The following is a 6,566-nucleotide window of genomic DNA, read 5'->3' on the forward strand; positions in this document are numbered from 1 at the left end:
GCTAGGGCGGCGCGCGCATGCCGTCGCAGCCATCGTCGCGTGCCGGATTGCATATCCGCACGCGCCCGAGCATGTTGATCTTGATTCGCCGGATCTGCCCGCCGTGGAACAGCGACAGGGTGCCGGGCCGGGATGCGCCGCTGTTCGTGTCGCTGCAGCTGCGCCCGGCGCCATTGTAGGCGATGTACTGCGGCGGCGCTGACTGGGTGAAGGAAAAGCCGATCCGCATTCCCTGCGGCAGCGGACCATGCACCGCCAGCACCTCATCGAGCGGTCCTGGCGCACGGTCGCCGTCGCGATCGATGAATACGGTCCAGCCCCGGCTCCAGTCGGCGCCCTGCGGGTCCTGCGGCATCAGCTTGACGCGCTGGTTGCGGGCAATCGCCTGTGCCCGGGTATGGGCGACCGCGTCCAGCAGTTCGCCGGACGCGGCGCGCAGCTGCTGGGCGCGCACCAGGGCCTGCAGGTCGGGCGCGGCCATGGCGAACAGGCCCGCCGCAATGCACAGCACGACCGTCAGTTCGGCCAGCGTGGCGCCGCCGTGGCGGGGGCGCTTCATGGCCAGCACCGCGAAGCAGGCGCGCCGGCGCCGCTGGCACCCTGCGCGCCGGTGCTATCGAGACTCAGTACCCCGCATTCGGGATCGCTGAAGTCCGTATCGACGTTCTCGGTGCCGGGACGGGCGCGCAGCGCGATGCACTGGCTGATCTCGCGCCCGGCGCAGGCCTGGCCATCCAGCTCGTAGGCGCTGTCCTCGGGGCGGGCGCCGATCCACCAGTGGAAATCCAGGCTGTCGGGCTCTTCCGAATCCCTGGAAAAGGCGACATAGGTATGGTGCAGGGCGCGGTACTGTTCTTGCCGCTGCATCGCCTCGACCAGGGCCAGCTGCGCCTCGACCCGGCGCGTGCGGACCAGGTAGCGCGCGTAGTCCGGATACGCCATCGCGCCCAGGATGGCGACGATGGCCAGTACCACCAGCAACTCGATCATGCTGAAGCCGGACTGGCGCTGCCTGTTGCGCTGCAAGTGCCACATGTTCCCTCCTCCTAGCCGCCCGCCGCGGCGAGATCCTGCCAGTTCGCGATTTCGCGCCAGCCGACGCGCAGGCCCGGTCCGCCCGGACTGCCGCGCACGGCAGTTGGTGCTGGTGCTGGTGCTGGTGCTGGTGCTGGTGCCGGCGCCGCCGCCGCTCCGGCCGGCTCCTCCTGCCCCTCGTCCGCCCCGCCCGCCCCGCCCGCGGGCGCTGGGGCTGCGGCCAGCAGCTTGCGGTAATAGGCCTGCAGCGCCACTTGCGTGGTGTCGGCCTCGCCGAAGCCGAGCGCGCTGATGCGGTAGAGCAGCGTGTCCGGCGCCGACGGCATGCGCTCGATCAGATAGCGTGGCGCCTGGGCCGCGAGCGCGGGCATCGCGGCGCCGGTGAAGCTGCCGAGCGCCAGCGCCGGACCGGACTCGTCCGCCAGTGCGGCCAGGATCTCGCCGCTGTGCGCGGCCTGCGCACACAGGCCCTCGTAGGGGGCGCCGCCCACGCAGCCCGGGGCGAAGGCGGCTGCGCTGGCCGCACCGGCGCCGGCCAGCGCCGCGGCGCGTGCCGAAGACGGATCGAGCCCGCCTTCGATGTCGCGCTCGGCATCGGCCAGTGCCGCCATGGCGGCCTGTAGGGCCAGCATGCGGTCGCGCTCGTGCCCGGCCGCGCGCGCGCCGCTGAGGGCCGTGCGGGCGGCGGCGACGCAGGTCATCAGGATGGCCAGCATCAGCAGCAGGGCCGTCAACAGCGCGATCCCGCCTTGCCGGCGGCGCGTGGATGGCCCGTGGGAAGCCGCCATGCCGTCCTCACCTGGCGCGCGCCGGCAGCGCGATGGTGGTGCCGAACACCTTGCGGTAGCGCGGCGCCGCGCCACCAGCCAGCTCGGCTTCCCGCAGGCGCACGCCGGGATCGCCCTCGTCCGCCAGCGCGCCGTAGTCCGGCCCGAACAGCTCGTGCACGAACGCACCCGCCGACGCCAGCGGGCTGGCCGGGCCGTGGAGCAGCAGGGCCACGCGCACGCTCGCCACCTGCTTCCAGTGGGTGCGCCGGCGCAGGTCCTGCTCGCGCTCGGCCACAGTGGCCCCGGCCAGCACCAGGCCCGCATCGAGCTCGTCCAGGGCGCTGGCGTTCAGGTAGCGTTCCGGGGCACCATCGGCACCGGCGTCGAGGCCATACAGCACCTGGAAGCCGTCGACCGCGCCCACCACGGCATCGGAGGACCAGGCGCTGGCGCCGCGGTACTTGCAGCGCAGTTCGGCCTCGCCCTGGGCATTGCGCGCCACGTAGAAGATGCTCCAGCCTTCCTCCATGCGGTGCACGCTGAAGCCAGCGCAGTCGAGTGCGCTGCCGTCGCCGTTGGGCGGCGCGCCCGCGCCCGGGAAGCGCACCGCCAGCACGTCGCTGCCGTTCACCGCGGCGGACGTTGCATTGTCGAGGCCGAAACCACTGTGCGGCACGCGATGCGCATCCAGGCCGGCCAGGGGCGCCGGGGCGGCCGGGTCGGGACCGGCGCCGCTGCCCTCCCAGTCGGACGCCGCCGACTGGCGCACGGCGCGCGCGATCGCTTCCAGCGCGTAGCGGCCGGCGTCGTCCATCGCCGCCGTCTCGGCCTGGGCGGCAAAGGCGCGGCTGGCCCAGACGAACAGGCTGCCGGCGCCGAGCAAGACGCCGAGTCCGACCCCGAGCGCCACCAGCAGCTCGGCGATGCCGAGGCCGGCCTGGCGCGGCGGAGTCGCCTTCATGGCAGCACACCCACGAAGCCGGGCGCCTCGTCGGTGCCGTGCCAGCCCAGCTTGACCACCGGCAGCGCACCCGCGTCGCCGTCGCAGTTCCAGCGGTAGCGCCCGGCCACGCTGTCCCAGGGCGCGCCGTCGCGGCAGACCAGGATGCGGCCGCGCGGAAAGTGCGCATGCACGGCCTGGCGCATCTCGTGCAGGTCGAACTGCGCCAGCTCGGCCGGGGTGCAGGCAGCGGCGAAGCAGCCGGCGGCGGCCAGCGGCGCGCCGTCCGCCGCGTCATAGGAAAAACCGAGATAGGGATTGGCGCCATCCGGCAGGCCCGCCACCGCCGGATTGACCTGCATGCGCGCCGCCAGCGCCGCCGCCAGCTGGGCCGCTTCGGACCTCAGCGCCGACTGCTGGCGCGTGCGTTCCGCCCCGAGCTGGGTGGCGCCCGCACCGACCACGCCCACCGCCAGCACCAGCAGCGCTACCAGCACCTCGACCAGCGTGAATCCTTGTCCTTGCACCCGCACGGCGGCCTCCCTTGGGTCTGTACCGGGAATGCGGCGGCGCCTTGCAGCGCGCGCCGACTGCGAGCTGCGAAGTTATCAGGCAGGCGGGAGCCAGCCATGAGCTGCTGCAAGCGTGTCTGGGGAACTGCGGGGCAGGCGTAGCCGGCCTTGCCCGAGCGCGCGCCGCAGTGGAATAAGCGGCGCGGGGGTGGCGGTTGGCGGGCGGGTTGGCGGGCGGGTTGGCGTGCGGGTTGGCGTGCTTATTTGCGCGGATGGCCGACTTCGGCCAGCGCTTCCTGGAACTCGGCCAGGTCCTCGAAATTCTTGTAGACCGACGCGAAGCGGATGTAGGCGATCTTGTCGAGCCGCCTGAGTTCCTGCATCACCAGTTCGCCCACGTAGCCGGTATCGACCTCGCGCCGGCCGCTGGTCAGGAGCTTTTCCTCGATCGTGGCGACCGCGGTGTCGATGGCCTCGGCGGCCACCGGGCGCTTCCTCAGCGCCAGCATCAGGCTGCCGCGCAGCTTGTTCGACGAGAACTCGGTGCGGCTGCCGTTCTTCTTGACGATGATCGGCATCGACAGCTCGATGCGCTCGTAGGTGGTGAAGCGCTTGTCGCACCTGGTGCAGCGCCGGCGCCGGCGAATGGCATCCGCCTCCTCCGACACGCGGGTGTCGAGGACCTGGGTATCTTCATGCTGGCAGAACGGACATTTCATGGCGCCGGATCCCGTAGGGGCCGCGCGGGTAGCGGCGGCCCCGGTTTGCCTTACTTGGCGTAGACCGGATACTTGTCGGTCAGCTGCTTGACTTCCGCCTTCACGCGCGCGATGGTGGCGGCGTCATGCGGGTTGTCCAGCACGTCGGCGATCAGGTGGCCCACCTTGACCGCGTCTTCTTCCTTGAAGCCGCGGGTGGTGAAGGCCGGGCTGCCGAGGCGGATGCCGGAGGTGACGAAGGGCTTCTGCGGGTCGTTCGGGATGCCGTTCTTGTTGCAGGTCATGTGCGCCTGTCCCAGGATCGCTTCCGCTTCCTTGCCGGTCAGGCCTTTCGCGCGCAGGTCGACCAGCATCACGTGCGACTCGGTGCGGCCCGAAACAATGCGCAGGCCGCGCTCGGTCAGGGTGTTGGCCAGCGCGGCAGCGTTCTTGACCACCTGCTTCTGGTACTCCTTGAACTCCGGCATCAGCGCTTCCTTGAAGGCCACGGCCTTGGCGGCGATCACGTGCATCAGCGGACCGCCCTGGATACCCGGGAAGATGGCCGAGTTGATCTGCTTCTCGTACTCGGCCTTCATCAGGATGATGCCGCCGCGCGGGCCGCGCAGCGACTTGTGGGTGGTCGAGGTGACGAAGTCGGCGTGCGGCACCGGGTTCGGGTATTCGCCGGCGGCGATCAGGCCGGCGTAGTGGGCCATGTCGACCATGAAGTAGGCGCCGACTTCCTTGGCGATGCGGGCGAAGCGCTCGAAGTCGATGCGCAGGGCAAAGGCCGAGGCGCCGGCGATGATCATCTTCGGCTTGTGCTCGCGCGCCAGGGCTTCCATGGCCTCGTAGTCGATGTCTTCCTGCTCGGTCAGGCCGTAGGAGACGACGTTGAACCATTTGCCCGACATGTTCAGGGCCATGCCGTGGGTCAGGTGGCCGCCTTCGGCCAGCGACATGCCCATGATGGTGTCGCCGGGCTTGAGCATGGCGAAGAACACGCCCTGGTTGGCCTGCGAACCCGAGTTCGGCTGCACGTTGGCGGCTTCGGCGCCGAACAGCTGCTTGAGGCGGTCGATCGCCAGCTGCTCGGCGACGTCGACGTATTCGCAGCCACCATAGTAGCGCTTGCCCGGATAGCCTTCGGCATACTTGTTGGTCAGCTGCGAGCCCTGCGCTTCCATCACCGCCGGCGAGGTGTAGTTCTCCGACGCGATCAGTTCGATGTGGTCTTGCTGGCGAAGGTTTTCGTTCTGGATCGCATCCCACAGTTCCGGGTCGATATTGGAAAGCGTATGATCTTTTGCAAACATGTAAAACTCCAATCGAGAGAAATACCAGGCAACGGGCAGCGGCGGGACCGGCAGGCGCACGGGCAGCCCGCGATACGTCACGTACCAGTCGGTGGCTGCCCAGGCGAACGGCGAATGGCATCTCACGTTCCCCGGTGGATGTCCACCTTTGCCGCGCAGGCAGGCAAGGCTGCTGCGCGCGGCGTTTCGCCAGTTACGTGAGACGTAGGTGGGCAGATTGTATGTGATCCGGGCCGTTTCGGGCAAGGAAAGCGCTGTCGTCCTGGCAAGCCGGGGCGGCCCAGCGCGCGCATGGCCATTTCGGCTACAATTTTCCGTTCTTCCGCTCCCGGGATCCACCATGATCGTCTTCATCACCGGCGCTTCGGCCGGCTTCGGCGCCGCGATGGCGCGCACCTTCGTCCGTCACGGCCACCGCGCCATCCTGGCCGCGCGCCGCAGCGAGCGCATCGTGGCGCTGGCGCGCGAACTGGGCGATGCCGCCCTGCCGCTCACGCTCGACGTGACCAGCCGCGCCTCGATCGAGGCGGCCCTGGCGGCGTTGCCGGAAGGCTGGCGCGAGATCGACGTTCTGATCAACAATGCCGGCCTGGCCCTGAACACCCTGCCGGCCCATGAAGTGCCGCTGGAAGACTGGGAAACCATGATCGCCACCAACTGCCAGGGCCTGGTCAGCATGACCCGCGCCGTGCTGCCGGCGATGGTAGCCCGTGGCAGCGGCCTGGTCATCAACCTGGGTTCGGTGGCCGGCCACTATCCCTACCCGGGCGGCAACGTGTACGGCGCGACCAAGGCCTTTGTGGAGCAATTTACCCTGAACCTGCGTGCCGACCTGGCCGGCAGCGGCGTGCGCGCCACCAACCTGGCACCGGGCCTGTGCGGCGGCACCGAGTTCTCGAACGTGCGCTTCAAGGGCGACGACGCGGCCGCGGCCAAGGTGTACGAAGGCACGGTTCCCCTCACTGCCGACGATATCGCGAATACCGCCTACTGGATCGCCACCCTGCCGCCGCATGTGAACGTGAACAGCATCGAGCTGATGCCGACCTGCCAGGGCTTCTCGCCCTTTGCCATCAAGCGCCAGGGCTGACGTATTCCGGCAAACGTGGCTTGCCGGGAAGTATCGGGCCAGCGGTAGTTGTGAGAAAGTGTTACAGTCATTGGCGTTTCGACCATGTTTCACGTCTACTACCGCTCAGCAATGCTGCCTTTTCCGAAAGGCATGCTTTGCTTCGTCCTATATGTGCGCATGCGTACATAAAGAAGCCTAAAATCGCGTAAAATATTTCCTA

8 protein-coding genes and 1 riboswitch are annotated in these 6,566 nt (G+C 69.2%); of the genes, 1 reads left to right on the forward strand and 7 read right to left on the reverse strand.

Features of this window, described 5'->3' with window-relative positions; translation table 11 throughout:
* Position 1 precedes the first annotated feature (1 nt).
* From LCI23_RS17705 to glyA, 7 genes are all read right to left on the reverse strand, one after another.
* Complete coding sequence (locus tag LCI23_RS17705) at positions 2-559, reverse strand: GspH/FimT family pseudopilin (protein WP_224947770.1); 558 nt, start codon at positions 557-559, stop codon at positions 2-4.
* The gene (locus LCI23_RS17710; protein ID WP_224947771.1) at positions 556-1,035 is read right to left on the reverse strand and encodes a type IV pilin protein; all 480 of its coding nucleotides are present in this window, start codon (positions 1,033-1,035) and stop codon (positions 556-558) included. The genes LCI23_RS17705 and LCI23_RS17710 overlap by 4 nt, the downstream gene beginning before the upstream one ends.
* A gap of 11 nt (positions 1,036-1,046) precedes the next feature.
* On the reverse strand, positions 1,047-1,823 hold the full coding sequence (locus LCI23_RS17715; protein WP_224947772.1) for a pilus assembly protein: 777 nt from the start codon (positions 1,821-1,823) through the stop codon (positions 1,047-1,049).
* Between the two features lie 7 nt (positions 1,824-1,830).
* Entirely contained in the window at positions 1,831-2,766 is a 936-nt protein-coding gene (locus tag LCI23_RS17720) for a PilW family protein (protein WP_224947773.1), read from the reverse strand.
* Positions 2,763-3,278, reverse strand: coding sequence for a type IV pilus modification protein PilV (gene pilV / locus LCI23_RS17725; RefSeq protein WP_224947774.1), 516 nt, complete (start codon positions 3,276-3,278; stop codon positions 2,763-2,765). The genes LCI23_RS17720 and pilV overlap by 4 nt, the downstream gene beginning before the upstream one ends.
* A 239-nt stretch (positions 3,279-3,517) precedes the next feature.
* The gene (gene nrdR, locus LCI23_RS17730) at positions 3,518-3,976 is read right to left on the reverse strand and encodes a transcriptional regulator NrdR (protein ID WP_224947775.1); all 459 of its coding nucleotides are present in this window, start codon (positions 3,974-3,976) and stop codon (positions 3,518-3,520) included.
* A 50-nt stretch (positions 3,977-4,026) separates the two neighbouring features.
* The gene (gene glyA / locus LCI23_RS17735) at positions 4,027-5,274 is read right to left on the reverse strand and encodes a serine hydroxymethyltransferase (RefSeq protein ID WP_224947776.1); all 1,248 of its coding nucleotides are present in this window, start codon (positions 5,272-5,274) and stop codon (positions 4,027-4,029) included.
* A 90-nt stretch (positions 5,275-5,364) separates the two neighbouring features.
* A riboswitch (ZMP/ZTP riboswitch) is annotated at positions 5,365-5,481 on the reverse strand.
* Positions 5,482-5,614: 133 nt separating this feature from the next.
* Between glyA and LCI23_RS17740 the strand changes: the two genes are divergently transcribed.
* Complete coding sequence (locus LCI23_RS17740; RefSeq protein WP_224947777.1) at positions 5,615-6,364, forward strand: SDR family oxidoreductase; 750 nt, start codon at positions 5,615-5,617, stop codon at positions 6,362-6,364.
* Positions 6,365-6,566 lie beyond the last annotated feature (202 nt).

The organism is Massilia sp. MS-15 (assembly GCF_020176695.1).
GTDB classification, from domain to species: Bacteria; Pseudomonadota; Gammaproteobacteria; order Burkholderiales; family Burkholderiaceae_D; genus Telluria; species Telluria hydrophila.